Here is a 20323-nt window from a genome sequence, read left to right as displayed (position 1 = left end):
CCGCCCGGACCTCACGTCCTCTCCAGTCCTTCGAGAACAGAGCGGATGTGGACACATGGCTCGAGAATCAGCCCGAGCCTCCGCCTCCGGCAGTGGTCGCCATCGGGAACGACCTCTACTCCGTGGGGTACAATCGCAGGCGTAGGTTGCGCATGCTGATCCGCATCCCCACCGGCTCGGGCGGGTGACTGGGGTCTCCCAGTGCAGGGTGACCTCAGAGGGGGCAGGCACTCCGGGCGCGCTGCGTGAGAACTTGTCCGACTGTTGGACAGGTTTTCAGCGAACGCGCCCGGGACCCGCGGCCTTACTGGACGGTGTAGACCACCGTGCCGCTGCAACCGCGGTTGGCGGCGCAACCGGCGCGGAGCTGGTACGTGCCGCCCTTGCCCGCCGGGACGGTGTAGCTCAAGTGCGAGAGCGAGCCGCAGGCGTTGTCGTTGGAGCCCACCAGGGTACCGGTGGAGGTGTAGAGCCGCAGGTATGTATCGCCGCTGCCGGAGGCGCCCGCCAGGGTGCAGGTGCCGAGCCTCGAGCGTCTGGCCCGCGGCCACCGTCACGTTGCGGTGGGTGGTGTTGCGGGTGGCGTTCTGGGTTCTGCTGGCGGCGTAGGTGAACGAAGCGGTGATGGGGCCGGGCGGTGGCGGGGGGGCGGCGGTGAGCTTCCACACCACGGTGCCGTCGCAGCTCCCGCTGGAGTAGCAGCCGGCCCGGATTTGATAGGTGCCGCCCTTGCCCGCGGGCACCGTGTACTTGAAGTACGAGGAGTGGCCGCCACAGGCGTCGTCATTGGCGGCGGTCTGGATGCCCGCGCCATCGAACAGGCGCAGGTAGGTGTCGCCGTTGGCGGTGGCGCCGGTGAGGTTGCAGGTGCCCACCTCCACCACGTCCCCCGCGTTGAAGGTGAGGCTCTTGTTCACCGTGTTCTGCTGGGCGCTGTGGGTGTTGGTGGCGCTGAAGGTGAAGGACTCGGCCGGCGGCGGGGGAGGCGGAGGCGGCGGGGGAGGGGGCTCGCCGTTGGCGCCCCACGGGTCCGGGCACGTGGCGCTGCGGAGGGCACACCGCGGCAGGCTGGTGCCCAGGTGGGTGATGACGTCCTGGATGGGCACGCCGCGGTTGGGGCAGTTGGCGCAGTGGTGCAGCGACACCACCTGGTGGTCGGCATAGGCAATCACCGGCGAGCCCGAGGAGCCGCCCTGGGTGTCCGCGTAGTAGCCCACGTCATTGGGCCCGCTGCTCTGGCACGCCGCTTCGTTGAGGCTGTACACCTCGGCGTAGCCGGAGGCGTCGGCCGTGGCGCTGGAGGTGACGGCGATCTTCTTGCCGTACGCCGCCGGGTGCTGGGGGACGTAGATGCGCTCGTCCACCACCGCGCCGGTGGGGCGGAGCTGGAGGAAGCCGTAGGTGCTGGTGGGGTTGGTGGGGAGCTGCACCAGCGTGTAGTCGCGGGGCGCGTCCGTCTTCACCAGGGTGGCGCTGGTGGCCACCACCGTGCCCGGGCATGCGCCCCAGGAGCCGCAGGAGGTGGCGCAGGTGGCGCCCTCGGCCATGAACTCGTAGGTGGTGTTCTGCGCGTCCGTGGCCTTGCTGATGCAGTGGTTGTTCGTCAGCAGGTGGCCCTGGTCGCCCACGAGCCAGCCGGTGCACGCGCTGGAGCCGTTGATGAGCAGGCGCGCCACCGCCCGGCCGTGGTTGTAGATCTGCGGCTCGCTGCCCTCGTAGCACCGCGCCCAGCCGGATTCGTCCGCGCCACACAGGGCCTCGGCCTGGACGCCGCTCGGGCCCAGCTCCTGGGCGGTGTAGCCGCGCGCGTACTTGTCGATGCGGTAGCCGTATTTGTTGAGCACGCCCCGGCGATCCACCGCCGTGCCGTGCAGCTCGATGATGGCGGTGTCCCCCGGAATGGGGATGCCCCAGAAGCCATCTCGCGCGCCCGGGTGCGTGTTGTCGTAGCGCCAGGAGCGCGAGCCGTCCGGCGCGCGGACGACGAGGAAGTCCCCCTCCTCCAGCTCGAGCGTGGCGAAGTGCGGGGCGATGTACGAGGCCCCGGGGTGGGTGAGTGTCCCACGATGCAGGGCTCCGTTGGCGGCGCGCTGCTCCACCGCCGTGTACGGGTGCGGCGATTCGAGGCGGTGCACCACCTCCTCGCCCACCTTCTTGATGCTCTGCGACGCGGGCGACGCCTCGCAGACCGGCCCGCTCCCGGGCACCGTGGCCCCCGCGGTGGTGCCGAGCGCGAGGCTCACGGCGAGACACGCTAGCCGGCGAAAGGCATTCATGTGGGGACCTCGGTAGGGGGTGGGAGCCGGCTGGAAGGTAGGAATGAGCAGGCAGGCGTCCAGCCCTCCCAGGAGTACGGGGAGTCCGTGGCTGCACGGACGCGGCCCGGAAGGTCCTAAAGTGGGCGCCACGATGCCCGACGCGTCCACGCTCGCTGACTGGGGACTGCCGGGGCTCTTCCTCGTGGCGATGGTGGCCGGCTCGGTGCTGCCGGCGCCCTCCGAGGCGGTGCTGGCCGCGCTCGTCTATGGAGGGGTGTCCCCGGCTCCGGCCGTGGCGGTGGCCACCGCGGGCAATGTGCTGGGGGCCCTCACCCTCTATGTCCTGGGGCGCTGGGTGGCGCGCGGGGGCGGTGGCCCGGTGGGACGCTGGGTGCAGCGCCGCCGTGAGTGCGAGGGCCCCCGTCTGGCCCGGGCCCAGGAGCGGCTGGCCACCTGGGGTGCCCCGGCCCTCGCCCTCGCGTGGGTGCCCGTGGTGGGGGATGTGTTCGTGCTCGCCGCCGGCCTCGTGGGCGTGCGCTGGGGGCCCTTCGTCGGCTTCGTCACAGTGGGCAAGGGGCTGCGCTACCTCTTTGTCGCGCTCTCCGTCGTCGCGGCAACCCCCGCTGGAATTTCACCGTGAGACTGCGATGATGGGCCCGCATTCCCCCCATCGCCCGCTCGTCGCGGGCAGGAAGTGTTTCCGATGAGACAGTCTTACCCTTCCTCGAAGCGCTCGGGCCTGGGCCCCTGGCTTCTGGTTCCACTGCTCACCCTGGTCCTCGCCGCATGCGGTGAGGGCTCCGCCGTGGACCCGCGGGAGGAGTCCGCCAACGAGGAGCTGTCCGCGGGAGGGGCGGCGCTCGGGGAGTTCCGGCTGCGCCTGATGGCCGCCAACATCACCAGCGGCAACCTGCAGAGCTACGACCCGGGCCACGGCACCCGCATCTTCCAGGGCACGAAGCCGGACGTGGTGGCCATCCAGGAGTTCAACTACGGGAACAACTCGGCCGCCGCCATCCGGGGCTTCGTCGATACGGCCTTCGGGCCGGGCTTTCACTATTACCGGGAGACGGGGGCGCAGATTCCCAACGGCATCATCAGCCGCTGGCCCATCATCGCCTCGGGCGAGTGGGTGGACCCGAAGGTCGGCAACCGGGACTTCGCCTGGGCGCGCATCGACATCCCCGGTCCGAAGGATCTCTGGGTGGTGAGCGTTCATCTGCTCACCTCGGGAAGCGGCGTCCGCAACGAAGAGGCGGTCAGTCTGGTGCAGCGCATCAAGGACAACATTCCCACGGGGGACTACCTGTCCATCGCCGGTGACCTCAACACCGACAGCCGCTCCGAGAGCTGCTTCAGCACCTTCAGCCAGGTGGTGACCACCAGCGGCCCGCACCCCGCGGACAAGAACGGCAACGTCAACACCAACGCCGGCCGCTCCAAGCCGTACGATCACGTGCTGGTGGACTCGGATCTGCGCGCCTACCAGACGGCCACGGTCATCGGCTCCAGCTCGTTCAGCGCGGGCCTGGTGGTGGACACGCGCGTGTACTCGCCCCTCTCGGAGATCTCCCCCGCGCAGTCGGGGGACAGCGGCGCCTCGAACATGCAGCACATGGCCATCATCAAGGACTTCCTCCTGCCGGGGGATGATGGGACGACGCCCGTGGGGAGCGTGACGGTGGGCTCTCCCAACGGTGGCGAGAGCTGGGCGGGGGGCAGCAGCCAGACCATCACGTGGACGGCGAGCGGCGTGACGCAGGTGAAGCTCGAGTACACGACGGACGGGAGCACGTGGAACCTCATCTCCGCGGGCACGCCGGCCTCGGCGGGCAGCTACACCTGGGTGGTGCCGGGCACGGCCACCACGGCGGCGAAGGTGCGGGTGAGCGACGCGGCCAGGCCCTCCATCACCGACACCAGCAACGCGGCCTTCACCATCACCGTTGTGCCGGTGCCCGTGGGCGCCATCACCGTGGAGACGGAGTCCAACAACACCGCGGCGACGGCCAACGGCCGGGTGGGGGCGGGCACCAGCGTGAGCGGGAGCATCTCCACCAGCACGGACGCGGACTGGTTCAAGTTCACGGTGACCGAGCCGGGCACCGTCACGGTGAAGCTGACCATGCCCGGGAGCGGGGATCTGGACTGGTACCTGTTCACCGAGTCCGACCTGAGCTTCTTCGAGGTGCGCGGCTACACCACGAGCAACCCGGAGGTGGGCACCTACGAGGCACCCGCCGCGGGCACGTACTACGTGAAGGTGGTGGGCTACTCGGGCGCGATGAGCAACTACTCGCTCCTCGTGACGGGGGCCGGCGTCCAGCCGTAGCCTCCCCGAAGGCAGCGAGGGCTCCCGGGGGCACTCGAGCCCCGGGAGCCCTGGAGACGGCCCTCCCTTGGAGGAGGGTCAGTGGTGGTGGCTGTCCAGCAGGGCGTCACCCGAGTGGAGCCCGGCGGGCTCGAACTCCTCGCCCTCGGCCACCGTGGGCTGGTTGCGCGGAGGCGTGGGCGGGTCCCCGGGGCGGGACGAGGGCCGGCCGTAGTCGCGCTCGTAGATGCGCAGCACGGCGAGGAAGAAGGCCACGATGAGGGGCCCCAGCAGCAGGCCGACGGCGCCGAAGACGGCCAGGCCTCCGAGCAGCGAGAAGAAGACGATGGCGCCGTGCATGTGCATGCCACGCTTGGCCAGGATCGGCTTGATGACGTTGTCGGAGAGCCCCACCACGACGACGCCCCAGATGGCCAGCACGAGGGCGGCGATGGGGTGGCCGGTGGCGAGCAGCAGCAGGGCGGCGGCCAGGCACACCACGGCGGCGCCGACGGCCGGGATGAGCGCGAAGAAGAACGTCACCGCCGCGAAGAAGATGGGGACCGGCACGCGGGTGATGAGGTAGCCCACCAGCGCCGCCGCCGCCTGCACGCCCGCGGTGGCGATGCTGGACACCAGCACCGACTTGGTGACGCGGCGGAACTCCATCAGCAGCTCCGTCGTCTGCCCGCGCTTGAGCGGGGACACGCTCTCCAGCCACGCGACGAGTTGCTTGCCCTGCACCAGCAGGAAGTAGAAGGCGATGAGCATCATCACCGTCTGGAAGACGACCGTGCCGGTGGTCATCACCACCCCACCGACCGTCTGGGCCGCGGTGGCTCCCCGGGTGCTCACCTGCTCCTGCAGGGTCTGCCACAGCCCGGCGCTCCGCGTCTGGAAGTTCTCCAACATCTGCCCGGCGTGCTCCTTCAGCGGGCCGGGGACGTAGGCCAGCAGTCCCTCCAGCCCCCGCCGCTCCACGGTGTCGGCGATGAAGGCCACCCCCTTGGAGATCTCGGAGACCAGGAAGGCCGTGATGCTGGCCAGGGGCGCGAGCACCGCCACGATGACGCCCAGACAGATGAGGCCGGCCGAGAGCCCGTCCTTCCCGTGGAAGCGCCGCGTCAACCACCGGTGCAGGCCGTACAAGGCCCCGGCGAGCACCGCGGCCAGGAAGAAGGCCTCGAAGAAGGGAGAGAAGACCCAAAACACCAGGGCGATGGACAACACGATGAGCCCGATGAGGACCCTTCGGGCGCCTTGTTCAGTGGCCATGGGCGGACGATGGGGGCGCCACCCGGTGACCGGTAGGGGTGGGGCCGCCCGGCTGCCCGCTCTCCAAGGCTGCTCGGTTCTTGGGGAAGCAGGCAGGCCGGGTAGAGTGCGCGCCCCATGCCGTCCTTCGACTCGAACCTCTTCCCCCTCTGGCTCGTCCAGGCGCTGTGCGCCCTCTTCCTCGCCATCACCTTCCTCCAGTCCGGCCTGGACAAGGTGATCGACTGGAAGGGCAACCTGGGGTGGCTCACCGGACACTTCTCCAAGACGCCCCTGCGCGGGGTGGTGGCGCCCATGCTGGCCACCCTCACGCTGATGGAGCTGGCCGCGGGCGCGGTGAGCGCGGCCGGGCTGGTGGTCCTGGTGCTCTCCGGGGGCACCCGGGTGGCCCTGTGGGGCGCGGCCCTCTCGGCCCTGTCCTTCGTGGCCCTCTTCTTCGGCCAGCGCATGGCCAAGGACTACGCGGGCGCCGGGGGCTTGGTGCCGTACTTCCTCGTCAGCCTGCTGGCCCTGCTGGTCATGCGCGGCTGAGCCGTCCGGCGCCCCGGCCGCACCGGGCCGGGTTCCCTCGGGCGCGAGCCGTAGTAGTCTGGCCCCCCGGCCCTTCCGCGATGGAGGGGACCGGAGGAGGCCCATGGAACGCCTGCGCTTCTTCCTGAATGACAAGCCCGTCGAGGAGACGGGGCTCTCTCCCACCACCACGCTGTTGCGCTACCTGCGCGACAGGGTGAACCTCACCGGAACCAAGGAAGGCTGTGCCGAGGGCGACTGCGGGGCCTGCACCGTCGCCGTGCTGGAGCACGACAGCCAGGGGGCGCCCGCCCTGCGCGCGGTGAACTCGTGCCTGGTGCTGCTGCCCATGCTGCAGGGCAAGCGCGTCTACACGGTGGAGGCCCTCAAGGAGGGCGGCCAGTACCACGTCGTCCAGGAGACGCTGGCGCGCGAGCTGGGCTCCCAGTGCGGCTACTGCACCCCGGGCATCGCCATGGCCATGCTGGAGGCCTGCCACCGCCGGGACATGGACGAGCCCTGGAAGCTGGACGCGCAGATGTGCGGCAACCTCTGCCGCTGCACCGGCTACCGGCCCATCCGCGAGGCCGCGAAACAGGTGGCCGGCCTGCGCCCCGAGGACCGTTTCGCCCGGGCGCTCGCGGAGACGCGGCCCGAGCCCATGGCGCTGGCCTACGAGGCCGGGGCCCAGCGCTTCTTCACCCCCGGCTCGCTGGAGGCCCTCTGGGACGTGCTCGACACGCACCCCGAGGCGCGCTTCGTGATGGGCGGGACGGACCTGTCGCTGGAGGTGACGAAGCGCTACGCCGAGCCTCCGCTGCTGGTATCGCTGGAGGCCCTGTCCGAGCTGCACGTGCTGGAGCCCCGTGCCGGTGGGCACCGCCTGGGCGCCACCGTGTGGCTGACGGACCTGGAGGATTACGCGCGCGTCGCCTGCCCACCCCTGGAGCGGATGCTGCGCTACTTCGGCTCGCGGCAGATCAAGAACCGCGCGACGGTGGGCGGCAACCTGTGCACGGCCTCGCCCATTGGAGACCTGGCGCCGGTGCTGCTCTCGCTGGGCGCCGAGGCGGTGCTGCGCTCGCGGGCGGGTGAGCGGAGGATGCCCTTGGAGGACTTCTTCCAGGGCTACCGGCGCACGGCGCTCGGGCGCGGTGAGGTGCTGGCGTGCGTGGACGTGCCGGCCCAGCCGGAGGGCTCGCGGGCGCTGGCGTACAAGGTGTCCAAGCGGCGCGAGCTGGATATCAGTGCCGTCTCCGCGGGCTTCCGGGTGGTGGTGGACGGGGAGGGGAAGGTGACGGAGGCGCGGTTGGCCTACGGAGGCATGGCGGCGACGCCCTCGCGGGCCCGGCACACCGAGGCCGCGCTGGTGGGCCAGCCCTGGACGGAGGCCGCGGTGGAGGCGGCCCTGGCCCGGCTGGACGAGGACTTCAAGCCGCTGTCCGACCATCGCGGTTCGGCCTGGTACCGCGCGCAGGTGGCGAAGAACCTGCTGCGCGGCTTCTTCCACGAGACGCTCTCCACGCCGGTGCCCCGGCTGGCGGAGGGCCACTCGGCCACGGTGCAGGTGAGGTGACCCGGATGAGCACGCTTCCTTCTTCTCCCGATACCCTCCCCGCCCAGCAGCCCGGGCCCACCCCCACGCCCCTGCACGCCCCGGCCCCGCACGAGAGCGGCCTGAAGCACACCAGTGGCGAGGCCCGCTACGTGGACGACCTGCCCTCGCCGCCGGGGATGCTGGTGGGGCACCTCGTCACCTCGCCGCACGCGCACGCGCGCATCCGGCGCAGGGACGCCTCGCGGGCCCGGGCGCTTCCCGGCGTCCACGCCGTGCTCTTCGCCGAGGACATCCCCGGGGAGAACCAGGTCGGCCCCGTCATCCACGACGAGCCGCTGATGTCCGACGGCGAGGTGCACTTCCAGGGGCAGACGGTGGCGCTGGTGCTGGCGGAGGACGCCGCCGTGGCCCGCCGTGCCGCCGCGCTGGTGGAGGTGGAGTACGAGCCGCTGCCCGCGCTCCTGTCCATCAAGGCGGCGGTGGAGGCGGGCTCCTTCCTCACCACCCCGCATGTCATCGGCCGGGGAGAGCCGGACGCCGCGCTCGCCGCCGCGCCGGTGCGCCTGTCCGGCGAGTGCATGACGGGCGCGCAGGACCACTTCTACCTGGAGACGCAGGCGTCGCTGGCGGTGCCGGGCGAGGACGGCTCGGTGCACCTGTGGAGTTCCACCCAGCACCCCTCGGAGGTGCAGGCCATCGTCGCCCATGTGCTGGGGGCGGGGCGGCACCAGGTGGTGGTGGAGGTGCCGCGCATGGGTGGCGGCTTCGGCGGCAAGGAGACGCAGGCGGCGCCCTTCGCGGCCCTGGCGGCCCTGGGCGCACGTGCCACCGGGCGGCCGGTGAAGATGTGGCTCAACCGCGACCAGGACATGGCCTTCACCGGCAAGCGCCACCCCTTCTGGGGCCGCTATGAGGCCGGGCTCGACAAGGAGGGGCGGCTGCTCGCGCTCAACGTCGAGCTCGTCTCCGACGGCGGGTGGAGCACGGACCTGTCGCACGCCATCCTGGACCGGGCGCTCTTCCACCTGGACAACGCGTACTTCGTCCCGGCCCTGCGCTTCACCGGCCGGGTGGCCCGCACGAACCTGCCCTCCAACACGGCCTTCCGCGGCTTCGGCGGGCCCCAGGGCATGTTCGTGATGGAGGAGGTGCTCAACCGCGCCGCCGAGCTGCTCGGGTTGGACCCGGCCGTGGTGCGCGAGCGCAACTACTACGGGCAGGCCCCCGCGAACCTCACCCACTACGGCCAGCCCGTGGAGGGCAACCGGCTGCCGCGCCTCCACGCGGAGTTGATGGCCTCCAGCGACTACGCCCGCCGCCGCGCGGAGATCGACGCCTTCAACGCCCGCTCGCGGTGGACGAAGCGGGGCATCGGCTTCCAGCCGGTGAAGTTCGGCATCTCCTTCACCACGAGCTTCCTCAACCAGGCCGGGGCCCTGGTGGTCATCTACACGGACGGCAGCGTGCAGCTCAATCACGGTGGCACCGAGATGGGGCAGGGGCTGCACACCAAGATGAGGGCCGTGTGCGCGCACGAGCTGGGCATCCCCGCCGAGCGCATCCGGGTGATGAACACCGCGACGGACAAGGTGCCCAACACCTCGGCCACGGCGGCCTCGAGTGGCACGGACCTCAACGGCATGGCGGTGAAGCAGGCGTGCGAGGTGCTGCGCGAGCGGCTGCGCCCGGTGGCCGCGCGGTTGCTCCAGGCCGAGCGGGGGGGCGAGGTGGATGCGCTCGCCTTCGTGGGGGGCCGGGTCTTCCTGCCCGCGCGTCCCGAGCGCTCGGTGTCCTTCGCCGAGGTGGTGCACGCCGCGTACCTGGCGCAGGTGTCGCTGTCGGCCACGGGCTACTACCGCACGCCGGACATCTCGTATGACCGGGTGGCCGGGCGCGGCAAGCCCTTCCACTATTACGCCTTCGGGTCCGCCGTGGTGGAGGTGGAGGTGAGCGGCCTCACCGGCGAGCACCGCCTGCGCCGGGTGGACATCCTCCACGACGTGGGCACCTCGCTGGTGCCGAGCATCGACCGGGGCCAGGTGGAGGGCGCCTTCATCCAGGGCCTGGGCTGGCTCACGTGCGAGGAGGTGCTCTTCGACGCGAAGGGACGGCTCGTCACGCACTCGCCGGACACGTACAAGATTCCGGCGGTGGGGGATGCGCCCGAGGACTTCCGCGTCGCCCTGCTGGAGCGCGCGCCGCAGGACAACAGCATCCACGGCAGCAAGGCGGTGGGCGAGCCCCCGTTCATGCTGGCGATTGGAGCGGTGACGGCGCTGCGGCACGCGGTGGCCGCCTTCGGTCCTCCGCGGACTCCGGTGGAGCTGGCCTCGCCCGCGACGCCGGAGGCGATTCTGCGCGCGGTGGAGGTGGCGCGGGCCGCGGGAGCGCTTCCGGACGGAAAGGCCTGAGGCGCGGAGCGGGAGCGCTCGCCGCCGCGCGCCAGGTGCTCAGGACATGCCGCGCGCCAGCTCCAGCGGCCACGGCCACCTGCCTCGCGGCGTCACGCTCTCGCGCCGTCCGTGGGGCACGGTGAGATTGCGGCCCAGGGCCTGGAAGAGGGCGTGCACTCCGCGGACGGCGAGCCGGGCCTCCGCGGCGAGGGCCTCGCGAGAGGCTTCGTCCAGGCGCAGCAGATCCAGCGTGTCGAGCAGGTGCGCCCGGTAGGCCTCGCCGTCGAGGTGGGTCGCGTGACGGAGGAAGACGGTTCCCTCCTTCCCGCGCAGCCCGAGGGCGCGCGCAATCCCGGCGCCACCCTGGCCGGCTCCGGGCAGATCCGTGGCGTAGAGCACCCAGGCATGCGCGGCGAGCAGCCCGGGGGCTTCATCGCAGAGCAGGCCGAGCCGCTCCACGTGCGCCACCGTGTCCTGCCGCGGCGCGCTCGAGTACCACCCCGGGCCGAGCAGGGTGCGCAGATCGTCCTGCAGCAACTCGTTGCGCCACAGCTCGGGCAGGCAGAGGGGCGCCACCGAGGGGAGCTGGCGGTTCCACATGAAGGACCACTCCAACTCCGCGTAGAGGGCCTGGAGGTTGGCCAGCAGCCGCACGTAGTGCGTCCGGTCCAGCTCTCCGCGCGCGAGCCGCTGGGCGAAGGGGGTGCTCGCCGCGGCGCGCAACTCGTGGGCGGTGGCCCGCCGCAGCAGCTCCGTCAACGTGCTCACTGTCTCCACCCTCCCGTGGCCGCGGCCTCGGGCTCGGCCTGGGGCGCCGAGGCGAGCGTCCGCAGCGCGTCTCCCAACGTGTGCCAGGTCGCGTGCAGCGTTCCCTCGTCCATGCGGATCGTCAAAGGCCCGAGGGTCAGGTGCAGGTGCCCACAGGAGCAGCGCGCCACCTCCGCGCTGGGACTACGGGCCAGGATGGTGCGGCAGCAGGGGGGAGTCGGCACGGCGGACCTCCTCGGCGTCTCGTTGGTGGGTGATGTTGATTCTGATTATCGTTTTCAAAATGAAGATGCCAGACGAGGGGCGAGCGGTCAAGACTGCTGGCGGCACGTGGGCTGCTCAGGCGCACCGGTAGACTCCTCCCCCGCTCCAGCCGCTCCCCACCCATGAGCGCGGCGGGCGGGGAGGTGCCGCGTGTCCAACCGTCGTGAAACTCCGCGTCCGGCGGCGGGCGCGCCCCGATGGGGTGTGCTGCTGCTGGTGGCCCTCCTGCTCACTCCCGGCTGCGTCACGCCGGGTTCACGTCTCCTGTCCAAGACTTCCCCCTTCCAGGCGCCCACCTCCTCCGCTTCCATGGAGGACGAGCCGCAGCGGTTGCACCGGCGCCGCGGCGCCCGGGGGCTGGGCTCGGACGCCACTCTGTTGGGCGCGGGCGAGACGGCCATGCACAGTGTGGCCAGCGGGGGCATGGTCCCCCAGGGTCCGGCCACCTGCGGCGGCCAGACGGTGCCCCGGGGCTGGCCCGACTACTCCTCCGGCGGTGAGGCGCTGCTGGCGCCCTTGCTCACCTGCACTTCGCCCACCGAGTACGTCGCCCTGCAGCAGCGCGTGGACATGCCCCGGCTGGTGGAGGCCCTGGACGAGTGGAGCGCGGTGCGGCTGGGGACCCTGGGCCCGGTGCGCGAGGACGCCGCCGCCCTGCTGCAACGCAAGCGCGCCGCCTTCCTGGTGAGCGCCACCGAGCGTTACGGCCCCTTCCACGCCGAGGTGTTCGCCCTCTTCGTGCTGCACTCGGCCCATGACGACGAAGTGGACGCGGTGCTGCGGCTGCTGGCCGGGGACAAGCTGCTGGGACAGACGCTGGCCCTCATGCCCGCGGTGCGCCAGGAGTTGGAGACGCGCGGCCTGCCCCTCTCCCTCTACCCGGAACGGGCCGCGCGGGGCGGGGACGTGCTGCGGGGCCTGGGCCGCGCCGCCCGAGATGCGCTCGCCACCAGTCCCCTGGTGGACGGCGGGCGCTACACGGAGTTGGTGGGGCGGTGGGCGCACCTGCCTCCACCCTACCAGCACGCCGCCCGCGAGGTGGAGCGGGCCCTGGCGCTGCGGCACCTCTCGGCGGGTAGCGTGGCGCTGGGCTCCTTCGACGCCATGACGTTCGGGGTTCCGCTGGGCTTCTACTACCTGGTGGCCGGCACGAGCCAGGGGGCGTACTCCCTCGGCCAGGGCCACTACGAGCAGGCCACGCGCGAGCTGGCACCCACCCTGCTGCTGGGCACCCTGTACGCCGGTGGCAAGGGCCTGCGCGCCCTGACCCAGGCCCGGGGGGCCGGCACGCCCGCGCTCGGCGGTCTCCAGGTGATGGAGCAGCGCCTACGGGGCCTCCAGGAGCTGGCGCGGCAGGTGGAGACGCGGCTTGGCGTGGGCGGCCTGCGGGAGCTGGCCGGGTGGATACGAGAGCGCCGGGAGGTGGGCCACTTCGTGGCCGTGGGAGGAGTGGACGCGGCGCTGGCATTGCACGAGGCAAGGGGCAATGTGGCCCGGGCGCAGGCGGTGATGTCCAGGGCCCGGCCCGGGTCCACGGGCTCCCCGTCGGAGAGGAGCGGAGCCCACCGGGGCGCCGGGCAGGTGGCCCCCATGGCGGACGACGCCGTACGTGCCAGCCACGAGGCTGCCGGGCGCGCCGGGAGCCTGGCCTCGCTGGTGGACGACGGGGCGGGGCTCGCCCGGGAGGTGGTGGAGGCGCGGCTGGCGCTGGTGGAACTGGAGGCCCCGGGCCCACGTCTGCCCCGGGACGTGGCGGTGCTGGAGAAGCAGCGGCCCTCCCCGCGGGCTCCGCCGCCCGGAGCCGGGGGCAATCCGCGTTGGGGGGAGTACGTCGCCTACTACGAGGAGCGCCTGCGGGAAATCCAACAGGGCAAGGCGGCCAAGGCCCCCATGCGCTGGGAAGCCTACGAGCAGATGCGGGGGTGGTTCGCCCGGGGGCTGGCCTTCGAGCGCCTCATGGTGGAGTTGCTGGAGGCCGACGCGAAACGGCCCCGGGCCGAGCGCCGCTTCCTCGGAGCCTTCCTCCAGCCTCGTATCCTGCGGTCCGTGGGCGTGACGAAGCCGGAGAGCGGCCTGCGCTATGCGGATGTGCTCGTCATCGAGGAGGGCGGGCCTGCTGGAGTGCCACTTCGCGTCGAGACCTTCAGCTTCAAGAGCCGAGATCTGTCACTCTTGAAAGGCGGGGAGCTGATAGCGCAGATGGTCGAGGACGCGAGTGAAGCGCTCCAGAAGTACGGAGGGACGCTGGATATCCGCCGGAACTCCGTCCACTCCTTGCTCTCCGGGAGTAGCGAGGTGCCCGTCCAACGGGTCCGCCTCGTCTATGAGGGCGGCAAGCTCAAGCCCTCGCAGGTCGCAGACCTGGATGTTGCCGTGGAAGCGGTCACGGAAAGGGTTCCGGGGGTGGAGGTGCTATTGCAATGAAGGTGCTGGAGCTTCACGACATCAAGGCGGGAGACAGCCTCCGTCTCACCTTCAGGGGGGCGTTCGACCCGGGGGCCGCACGAGAAAGCGAGCTGGAGCCCTTTCTTCAAGTGCTCGAGGAGCACGCGGGCGAGTGGATGCCGGACGTCGTAGGAGGCAAGCGGCAGCGGAAGTACACCTGCGCTGCCCTTTGGAAGGCGCTGGAGGAGCGAGGGGGTGACCGATACACCCACTGCGGGCTCTATCGCACGAAGTGGCCCGCGTTGGACATGTCGCTCGGTCTCTTCCTCCCGCCTCTTCCACCCAGGCTGGACATCATGCTCAAGGTGAAACCGCTCTCCTTCTTCGCGGAGGCGGAGCGTTGCCTCCATCTGGTGGAGATGGTGCGGGCGTGGGCCGTACGCTACCCGGTTTCCCATGCGGCGGCCCACAGCGCTGACGACGCGGAGCTGGCGGGTTCTCCCCGCTTCGGTCGCGACATGCAGACTTCCATTCGGGACGGTTTCGACAAGGTGTACGAGGTGTTCTGGCTCAACGTCTTCGGCCCGAAGCTGGTGGAGAGCGTGGGCCGCGAGCGGATGCTGTCCACGCCAGCGTGGCGGGTGGAGGAGCTGCCCAACGGCTGCGTCCTGCTGGTGACGCGGCCCACCGCCGCGGACTTCGCCAGCGAGGAAGCGCGCCAGGCCCAGGCCCGTGCCCATGCCCACCTGCGGCCGGACCTGGACTTCGACACCCTTCTGCGCACCCTGCGCGAGCGCAGCGCCACGCTCGCCCCCGTGGAGCCCCGCTTCCACCCGGACGTGGCCCCGCTCCTGCTGCGCGTGGTGGACAGCGCCGCCAGCCACGAGCGCCAGCGCACCATCGCCGAGCTCAATGCCTGGCAGCCGCCCGAGCCCGAGGAGTGGCGCCCCGCCAGTTCCGCCCTGCCCGCGGACGTGGACAACCCCGGGCGCGCCATGGAGCACTACAGCGGCCTGGCCGAGCACCTCGTGGCGCTGCTGCACACGAAGGTGCCCTCCGTCTTCGAGCAGACGCCCGAGTCCCTCACGGACATCGATTCCTACTTCTGGCTCGAGGACTTCCCGAAGAGCCGCCTGCGGGAAAACATCGACGCATACGCGGTGCCCGCCATTGGCGCGTACCTGGGTGAGGTGCTGGTGCGCCACCTCGGAGGCCGGTGGATACCACGCCAGACGCTCGAGGAGGCCCAGGTGCTCGTGGGCAACCGTGTCTGGCTGCCCTTCGTCCGCGCCCGCCACTACATGCGCTCGTGCCAGGCGTTGCTGGACTTCTCGCTGACGCGGCTCTACCGCGCCGCCGAGCGGCACCGGGGTTGAGTGTCAGAGCGCCTTGCGCGGCTGGACGAGGGCGTTGGCGAACAGGAGGCCGGCGACGAGGGCCACGGCGACCATGAGCATGGAGAAGGCGGTGTCCACGCCCGCGAGCACATCGCGGGCGAGCAGGGACTCCATGCTGCGGAAGCCGATGCTGCCGGGAACCAGCAGCATGATGGCGGGCACCAGGGTGATGACGGCGGGGCGGTTGCGTATGCGGGCGAGCAGGTTGGTGACGACCCCCACGATGAGCGCACCGACGAAGGCGCCCAGTTGCGTGCCGAGCACCTCGGAGCCCAGGCGCGAGCCCACGTAGGCGAGGGTACCGGTGAGGCCGATCCACCCCCAGTCACGGGGCCGGGCGCGGAAGAGCACGCTCACGCCGAACAGCATGGACACCAGGGCAATGGGCTCCGTCCAGGCGGGGAGCTCGGGCCCGGGGCCGAGCTTCGCGGGCAGGGGGAACCACTCCGCGAGCCGGGTGCCCAGCGCCACACCGAAGCCGAGCTCCAGGAACACGATCGCCGCGCCGGTGAGCCGTGAGGTGCCGGAGATGAGGTTGCGCGTGGCGAGCTCGTTGAGGGCCACCGTCAGACTGAGGCCGGGCAGCAGCACGATGAGGCCCGCGAGGGTGACGATCTGCACGGACAGGGGCCCCACGAGGCTCGCGGCGATGACGGCGAGGGCCGAGGAGAGGATGGCGGCCACCGGCTCCAGCACCCACATGGTCGAGGACTGCCGGCGCGTCCACAGGTCCAGCCCGCCGATGAGGAGGCTGATCAGCGCGGCCACCCCCATCTCGCGCGGGCCACCGCCGAAGAGCCGGGCACCACCGACGGCGGCCAGGGCCCAGCACAGCAGGAGGAGGGGACTGCCGTAGCGAGGGGGCTCGGCGAGGATGGACTCCACGCGCTCGGCGCCTTCCTCGGGGAGAAGCTCTCCGCGGATGACGGAGTCCGCGAGCGCATCGAGGCGGGCCAACCGGCCGAGGTCCATCTCTCCGGGCTCCACGCGGATGAGGGAGGTGCGCAGGGCCTCGGGAGGGCCGAAGGACGCGAAGATGGACGTGGGGGTGGAGAAGAAGCGGGCCTCCAAGCCCAGCCGTTGGGCCACCAGGCGCATCTGCTCCTCGAGCTGGTGGGCGGGAGTGCCATAGCGGTGCAGCGCCTGCCCGAGGCGCAGCGTGAACGACACGGCCGGGACGGGAGGAGGTGGCGCGGCCTGGAGCGCGAAGAGCTGTTCTGCCGGGAGCACAGGCCGCACATGGCAGAGCGTTCCTGGTGAGTCAAACGAAGCCTGTGTCACTCCCTCCACCCGCCCGCTTGCCCTACGGCAGACCAGGAGGGCGCATTGCGGGTTGATGTGTCAGGTCATGTCAGGATGGGGGACGGACGGAGTCAGGTGGGTGACCGCCATGCGGAGGAACCGGTGAACAACAAGTGTCTCACATGCGGCACGCCCATGAAGGGAACCCGGGAGAACATCAAGGATGACCTCATCGGTCTGGATGGCGTCACCTTGAAGGGGGTCATGGTCTACCGGTGTCTCAAGTGCGGCGAGCGTCTGCTGGGCATCCATAAGATCGTGGAGATGCACCGCCAACTGGCCATGGCGGTTGCCCGGCGCCGGGAAAAGCTCGGCCCGAAGGAGATCCGCTTCCTGCGGAAGTACCTCGGGCTCTCCAGCAAGGACTTCGCGGACAAGATGGGCGTCGACAAGACGACCGTCTCCAAGTGGGAGCGCGTCGATGCTCCGGCACCCATGGGACAGCCCGCGGAGAGGCTCCTCTGCCTCATGGTGATGGTGGACAAGCCCGTCGAGGAGTACCCGCTCGAGGAGACGGGGCTCGTCGAGGCCAGGCCGCTCCGGATGGTTCTCGAGGAAGGCAAGGGTTCTCAGGCGTGGCGGGTCGTTCCTTCTTCTTGACGAAAGCGCCGCTTCGCCGTGCTCTTACGGCCCATGAGTGACTTCGCGCAGGGATTCATCGTGTTGGGAGCGGCTCGCACCAAGGTGCAGCGCTGGCTCGGCTCCCGCCAGTTGCCGGCCTTCCTCGCCGCCGGTCCGGGCAAGGCGCTGCGGCTGTGGCCCCGGGCCGAGGGCGAGGCCGCCGAGGAGGCCGCCAGTGCCCTCTCCGGCGAGCTCCCCAAGAGCCGCGTCCTCGTCTTCTCCATCGGTCAGGACTCCCTGCGCGTCAGCGTCCATTCGGACGGCTCCTGCCAGACCCGGGAGGAAGTGGCCCTGCGCCTGCGCACCGCGAAGCAGCTCTCCCAGGCTCATGCCGCCCTCCAGCGCGTCTCCACCGCCCTCGACTTCAAGGGACACCGGCCCACGCTGCTGCGTGACGGCGACAGCCGCCCCGGGTTCCTCGCGCTCGCCGGTGTGAAGGAGGAGGAGCTCTCCTCCCTGTCGCACGCACGGCTCGCCGAGGCCCGCCAGCACCCGGACGCTCCGGACGCCGTGCGCTTCCAGGACTTCACCTTCGTGGACGAGCAGGGAAAGGCCCAGCCCTTCTTCTCCAGTACCCCGGGCCCGGAGTCCTGAAGGCCATGCTGCTCACCACGCCCCTGAAAACGTCCCGCCTGCTGCTGCGCGAATTCGAGGAGGACGACTGGCGCGCCACCCACCCCTACGAGTCCGACCCCGAGGTGGTGCGCTACCAGTCCCATGGTGTCCGCACCCCCGAGGAGAGCCGGGACTACATCCTCCGGGTGATGGCCCTCTCGCGCGAGACGCCCCGGCACGTCTATGACCTGGCCGTGGTGCTGCGCGACGGGAACCGGCTCATCGGGCGCTGCGGCATGCGCATCACCGACCCCGAGCTGCGCGAGGCCTCCCTCTGGTACATCCTCGACCGCTCGCGGTGGGGCCAGGGCTACATCACCGAGGCGGCGCGGGCCCTCATGGACTTCGGTTTCGGGACGCTCGGCCTGCACCGCATGTGGGCCGATTGCGACCCGCGCAACCCCGGCTCCTTCCGCGTGATGGAGAAGCTGGGCATGCGCCAGGAGGCCCACTTCCGCGAGAACGGCTTCTACAAGGGCGAGTGGTGCGACTCCCTCATCTACGCCCTGCTCGAGCGCGAGTGGCGCGCCCTGCCTCCGGCCCGCTAGCCGCCGGACAGAGCAAGGCCGGGCGAGGCGAGTGACGCCCCGTCCGGCCTCGTGCGCTCCATGGGTGCGAGCACGCCCCTCTCAGAGGGCGGCTGGCTCAGTGCACGGAGGTGTAGTCATCGAGGGGCGGCAGCGGAGGAATGGCGCCACGCTCCCGCTCGCTCTCCGAGGACGCCGAGGCCTGGAACTCGTCCTCCTGATCGCCCTCTTCCCCGGTCTGACCCGAGAGCTTCGTCTCGAGCTGGTCGCCGAGGGTGGAAATGCGCTCCTTGACCTTGGCCTTGGCCGGCTCGATGAGCTGGCGCTCGCGGTTGGTCACCGGGATGAAGCTGGCGAACAGCGCGCCGAGGGCGAGGCCGCCGATGGCCAGCAGCGCCGGGTTCTCGGAGACGGTGCCGTACCAGTCCGAGGCCTGGTGGCGGATCTGCCCGCGGTCCGGGATGCGCTCACGCAGCCCATGGGTCCTGTCCATGGCCCGGTCCACCAGGCCGCTGGCGCGGTCCTTGAGCTCGTAGGCCTTGTCCTTCGCCATGTCCACGGCGTCCGAGGCGCGCTCCTTCAGGCCGCCGCCGCTGTCCCCGCCGCCCATGTTCATGGAGGAGCTGGTGCCCACATCCGTGCTGGTGCGCACGCCGATGTCGGCGCCCAGCGAGCCCCGCGCATCCCCGGTGGGCCTCATCAGGCCCCCATCGGGCGCGGGAACCAGGGACGGGGTGCCCCGGTCATAGTCGCCGTACATGCGGCGGTTCCAGTCGGACTGGTGGCGCACGTCGAAGGCCTTCTTCATCAGCACCGAGCCCACTCCGGCGCCGAGGATCGCTCCCAACATGCTCCAGCCCTTGGGCGTGTCCGCCCGTTCCTTCACTTCGTAGCCCTTGCGCATCACGGTCTCCCTGGCTTGTGTCTTGAGTTCGTCGACCTTCTCCACCGCCTTGTCCCGGGCCTGCTCCTTGAGGTCCGTGACCTTGTCCACGGCGAGTGCCTTGAGGTGCTCCGGCTCCACGCGCCGGGCCAGCTCATCGGCGAGCTCGCTCATGCGTGCCCGTGCATCTGAGATTTCACGGATTGGAACGTCTTGCTCGCCCATTGACTGTCCTCCTTCAGGGTTTGAATGGTCTGGTTGGGGGCGTGGATCTGCTTGAGCTGCTTGATGCCGGCCATGGCGATGCCCGCGCCGATGGCGAGGAAGGCCACCGTGACGATGAGCGTGGCGGCCCACAGCGGCAGCACGTATTGGAGCAGGACCACGGCGAAGGCCGCGAAGAGGAGCGCGCCGATGAACAGCAGCAGGCCCCCCGCGCCCACCAGGATGCCGCCCGCCTTGACCTTCGTCACCTCCTGGCGCAGCTCGGTCTTCGCCAGGGCGATCTCCGCGCGGATGAGCCGCTTGCCCTGGTCGAAGAACTCGCTCAGCAGGGACCCGAACGCGCGTCCCGACATGCCGTCACCTGGGACCGTGCGGTCCTCGTAGTCGAAGCCTCTTCGAGTATCTGGATTACCGGGTTGCATCGTGTCCTCTCCTATTCCTTGAGGATGCGGGCGGCGAGGAACCCGAGGGCGACGCAGCCGGCGAAGAAGGGCGCGGGCTTCTCGCGGATGAACTGCTTGGCGTCACGCACCAGCTCCTCGGTGCTGCCGTTCTCGATGCGGTCCGAGACCTGGCGCACGTAGCCCACGGCGCCATGGAGAATCTGCTGAGAGAAGCCGTCCGCGTTCTGCGAGGCGTTCTCCAGCGTGGAGACGAAGCCCTGGAGGCCCTTGATGAGATCGCCCTTGCGGTCGTCGATCTGGTGGTAGACGCGATCCCGCGTCACGCCGGTGAAGCGCTTCACCTGCTCCTTGCCGTGGGCGGTGAAACCGGTGTCCTGCTCCGCGCCGATGGACTGGCCGGTATACGTGGAACCCTGGATTCCCCCTTCAGTCACGGTTGCCATGCGCTCTCCTCCGAGTAGGTTGGAATGAGGTGGTGTTCATGCGGGAATGGCCCACACATGCTTCAAGCTAGGCACGCTCAGGAATGCGCCAGGAAGGAAGCGGGGAACGCTCGCGAAGCAGGCAGGGGAGAGGGGTACCGGCGCTCAGGAATAGGAATAAGACGCGCCCCAGGAGGGGAGTCGC

At 70.7% G+C, this 20323-nt stretch carries 18 protein-coding genes; 10 read left to right on the top strand and 8 right to left on the bottom strand.

Annotated elements, in window-relative coordinates; all coding sequences use genetic code 11:
* Positions 1-11: 11 nt before the first annotated feature.
* On the bottom strand, positions 12-2276 hold the full coding sequence (locus ACN28I_RS17665; RefSeq protein WP_420943162.1) for a trypsin-like serine peptidase: 2265 nt from the start codon (positions 2274-2276) through the stop codon (positions 12-14).
* A gap of 133 nt (positions 2277-2409) precedes the next feature.
* Here ACN28I_RS17665 and ACN28I_RS17660 point away from each other — a divergent pair, with 133 nt between their 5' ends.
* Together ACN28I_RS17660 and ACN28I_RS17655 are read left to right on the top strand one after the other, a co-directional pair.
* On the top strand, positions 2410-2898 hold the full coding sequence (locus tag ACN28I_RS17660; RefSeq protein ID WP_420943161.1) for a YqaA family protein: 489 nt from the start codon (positions 2410-2412) through the stop codon (positions 2896-2898).
* A gap of 63 nt (positions 2899-2961) precedes the next feature.
* Positions 2962-4590 (top strand): pre-peptidase C-terminal domain-containing protein, encoded by a 1629-nt coding sequence (locus ACN28I_RS17655; RefSeq protein WP_420943160.1) that lies wholly within the window; start codon positions 2962-2964, stop codon positions 4588-4590.
* A gap of 78 nt (positions 4591-4668) precedes the next feature.
* Here the strand turns inward: ACN28I_RS17655 and ACN28I_RS17650 are convergent, their stop codons facing one another.
* A complete protein-coding gene (locus ACN28I_RS17650) occupies positions 4669-5844 on the bottom strand; it encodes an AI-2E family transporter (RefSeq protein WP_420943159.1) in 1176 nt (391 codons plus the stop codon).
* A gap of 117 nt (positions 5845-5961) precedes the next feature.
* Here ACN28I_RS17650 and ACN28I_RS17645 point away from each other — a divergent pair, with 117 nt between their 5' ends.
* The 3 genes from ACN28I_RS17645 to xdhB all read left to right on the top strand — a co-directional run bounded on the left by ACN28I_RS17645 (position 5962) and on the right by xdhB (position 10323).
* Positions 5962-6375: a DoxX family protein gene (locus ACN28I_RS17645; protein WP_420943158.1), complete on the top strand. Its 414-nt coding sequence runs from the start codon at positions 5962-5964 to the stop codon at positions 6373-6375.
* A 103-nt stretch (positions 6376-6478) separates the two neighbouring features.
* Positions 6479-7930 (top strand): xanthine dehydrogenase small subunit, encoded by a 1452-nt coding sequence (xdhA, locus tag ACN28I_RS17640; protein ID WP_420943157.1) that lies wholly within the window; start codon positions 6479-6481, stop codon positions 7928-7930.
* A gap of 5 nt (positions 7931-7935) precedes the next feature.
* Positions 7936-10323, top strand: a complete 2388-nt coding sequence (gene xdhB, locus ACN28I_RS17635) for a xanthine dehydrogenase molybdopterin binding subunit (protein ID WP_420943156.1) — start codon at positions 7936-7938, stop codon at positions 10321-10323.
* 39 nt (positions 10324-10362) lie between these two features.
* On the opposite strand, the gene ACN28I_RS17630 is transcribed toward xdhB, so the two are convergent.
* Both ACN28I_RS17630 and ACN28I_RS17625 read right to left on the bottom strand, forming a co-directional pair.
* Positions 10363-11073, bottom strand: coding sequence for a heme oxygenase (biliverdin-producing) (locus ACN28I_RS17630; RefSeq protein ID WP_420943155.1), 711 nt, complete (start codon positions 11071-11073; stop codon positions 10363-10365).
* Positions 11070-11297: a hypothetical protein gene (locus tag ACN28I_RS17625; RefSeq protein WP_420943154.1), complete on the bottom strand. Its 228-nt coding sequence runs from the start codon at positions 11295-11297 to the stop codon at positions 11070-11072. Before ACN28I_RS17625 ends, ACN28I_RS17630 begins: the two co-directional genes overlap by 4 nt.
* A 190-nt stretch (positions 11298-11487) precedes the next feature.
* Between ACN28I_RS17625 and ACN28I_RS17620 the strand changes: the two genes are divergently transcribed.
* Positions 11488-13761 carry a hypothetical protein gene (locus ACN28I_RS17620; RefSeq protein ID WP_420943153.1) on the top strand — a complete coding sequence of 758 codons (2274 nt, stop codon included), beginning with the start codon at positions 11488-11490 and terminating at the stop codon, positions 13759-13761.
* Complete coding sequence (locus ACN28I_RS17615) at positions 13758-15098, top strand: hypothetical protein (protein WP_420943152.1); 1341 nt, start codon at positions 13758-13760, stop codon at positions 15096-15098. The genes ACN28I_RS17620 and ACN28I_RS17615 overlap by 4 nt, the downstream gene beginning before the upstream one ends.
* Before the next feature lie 3 nt (positions 15099-15101).
* On the opposite strand, the gene ACN28I_RS17610 is transcribed toward ACN28I_RS17615, so the two are convergent.
* Complete coding sequence (locus ACN28I_RS17610; protein WP_420943151.1) at positions 15102-16358, bottom strand: threonine/serine ThrE exporter family protein; 1257 nt, start codon at positions 16356-16358, stop codon at positions 15102-15104.
* A gap of 165 nt (positions 16359-16523) precedes the next feature.
* Between ACN28I_RS17610 and ACN28I_RS17605 the strand changes: the two genes are divergently transcribed.
* From ACN28I_RS17605 to ACN28I_RS17595, 3 genes are read left to right on the top strand one after another with little or no spacing between them, the layout of a single operon-like run.
* The gene (locus ACN28I_RS17605; protein ID WP_420943150.1) at positions 16524-17021 is read left to right on the top strand and encodes a type II TA system antitoxin MqsA family protein; all 498 of its coding nucleotides are present in this window, start codon (positions 16524-16526) and stop codon (positions 17019-17021) included.
* Between the two features lie 33 nt (positions 17022-17054).
* Complete coding sequence (locus ACN28I_RS17600) at positions 17055-17636, top strand: hypothetical protein (protein ID WP_420943149.1); 582 nt, start codon at positions 17055-17057, stop codon at positions 17634-17636.
* A gap of 5 nt (positions 17637-17641) precedes the next feature.
* Positions 17642-18205 carry a GNAT family N-acetyltransferase gene (locus tag ACN28I_RS17595; RefSeq protein ID WP_420943148.1) on the top strand — a complete coding sequence of 188 codons (564 nt, stop codon included), beginning with the start codon at positions 17642-17644 and terminating at the stop codon, positions 18203-18205.
* A 97-nt stretch (positions 18206-18302) separates the two neighbouring features.
* Here ACN28I_RS17595 and ACN28I_RS17590 read toward each other — a convergent pair whose 3' ends face one another.
* From ACN28I_RS17590 to ACN28I_RS17580, 3 genes are all read right to left on the bottom strand, one after another.
* Positions 18303-19241, bottom strand: coding sequence for a hypothetical protein (locus tag ACN28I_RS17590; RefSeq protein WP_420943147.1), 939 nt, complete (start codon positions 19239-19241; stop codon positions 18303-18305).
* Positions 19238-19645: a phage holin family protein gene (locus tag ACN28I_RS17585; protein WP_420943146.1), complete on the bottom strand. Its 408-nt coding sequence runs from the start codon at positions 19643-19645 to the stop codon at positions 19238-19240. Before ACN28I_RS17585 ends, ACN28I_RS17590 begins: the two co-directional genes overlap by 4 nt.
* 80 nt (positions 19646-19725) lie before the next feature.
* Positions 19726-20139: a hypothetical protein gene (locus ACN28I_RS17580; protein ID WP_420943145.1), complete on the bottom strand. Its 414-nt coding sequence runs from the start codon at positions 20137-20139 to the stop codon at positions 19726-19728.
* Positions 20140-20323: the final 184 nt, after the last annotated feature.

This window comes from Archangium gephyra (assembly GCF_049060025.1).
GTDB lineage: Bacteria > Myxococcota > Myxococcia > Myxococcales > Myxococcaceae > Archangium > Archangium gephyra_A.
This window is presented reverse-complemented; position numbering and strand designations above follow the sequence as displayed.

What these genes read in the sequence shown, in the direction of transcription:
- ACN28I_RS17665 (WP_420943162.1), bottom strand. Translation starts at nt 2,276, where the DNA reads ATGAATGCCTTTCGCCGGCTAGCGTGTCTCGCCGTGAGCCTCGCGCTC.
- ACN28I_RS17660 (WP_420943161.1), top strand. Translation starts at nt 2,410, where the DNA reads ATGCCCGACGCGTCCACGCTCGCTGACTGGGGACTGCCGGGGCTCTTC.
- ACN28I_RS17655 (WP_420943160.1), top strand. Translation starts at nt 2,962, where the DNA reads ATGAGACAGTCTTACCCTTCCTCGAAGCGCTCGGGCCTGGGCCCCTGG.
- ACN28I_RS17650 (WP_420943159.1), bottom strand. Translation starts at nt 5,844, where the DNA reads ATGGCCACTGAACAAGGCGCCCGAAGGGTCCTCATCGGGCTCATCGTG.
- ACN28I_RS17645 (WP_420943158.1), top strand. Translation starts at nt 5,962, where the DNA reads ATGCCGTCCTTCGACTCGAACCTCTTCCCCCTCTGGCTCGTCCAGGCG.
- xdhA (WP_420943157.1), top strand. Translation starts at nt 6,479, where the DNA reads ATGGAACGCCTGCGCTTCTTCCTGAATGACAAGCCCGTCGAGGAGACG.
- xdhB (WP_420943156.1), top strand. Translation starts at nt 7,936, where the DNA reads ATGAGCACGCTTCCTTCTTCTCCCGATACCCTCCCCGCCCAGCAGCCC.
- ACN28I_RS17615 (WP_420943152.1), top strand. Translation starts at nt 13,758, where the DNA reads ATGAAGGTGCTGGAGCTTCACGACATCAAGGCGGGAGACAGCCTCCGT.
- ACN28I_RS17600 (WP_420943149.1), top strand. Translation starts at nt 17,055, where the DNA reads ATGAGTGACTTCGCGCAGGGATTCATCGTGTTGGGAGCGGCTCGCACC.
- ACN28I_RS17595 (WP_420943148.1), top strand. Translation starts at nt 17,642, where the DNA reads ATGCTGCTCACCACGCCCCTGAAAACGTCCCGCCTGCTGCTGCGCGAA.
- ACN28I_RS17590 (WP_420943147.1), bottom strand. Translation starts at nt 19,241, where the DNA reads ATGAGCGAGCTCGCCGATGAGCTGGCCCGGCGCGTGGAGCCGGAGCAC.
- ACN28I_RS17585 (WP_420943146.1), bottom strand. Translation starts at nt 19,645, where the DNA reads ATGTCGGGACGCGCGTTCGGGTCCCTGCTGAGCGAGTTCTTCGACCAG.
- ACN28I_RS17580 (WP_420943145.1), bottom strand. Translation starts at nt 20,139, where the DNA reads ATGGCAACCGTGACTGAAGGGGGAATCCAGGGTTCCACGTATACCGGC.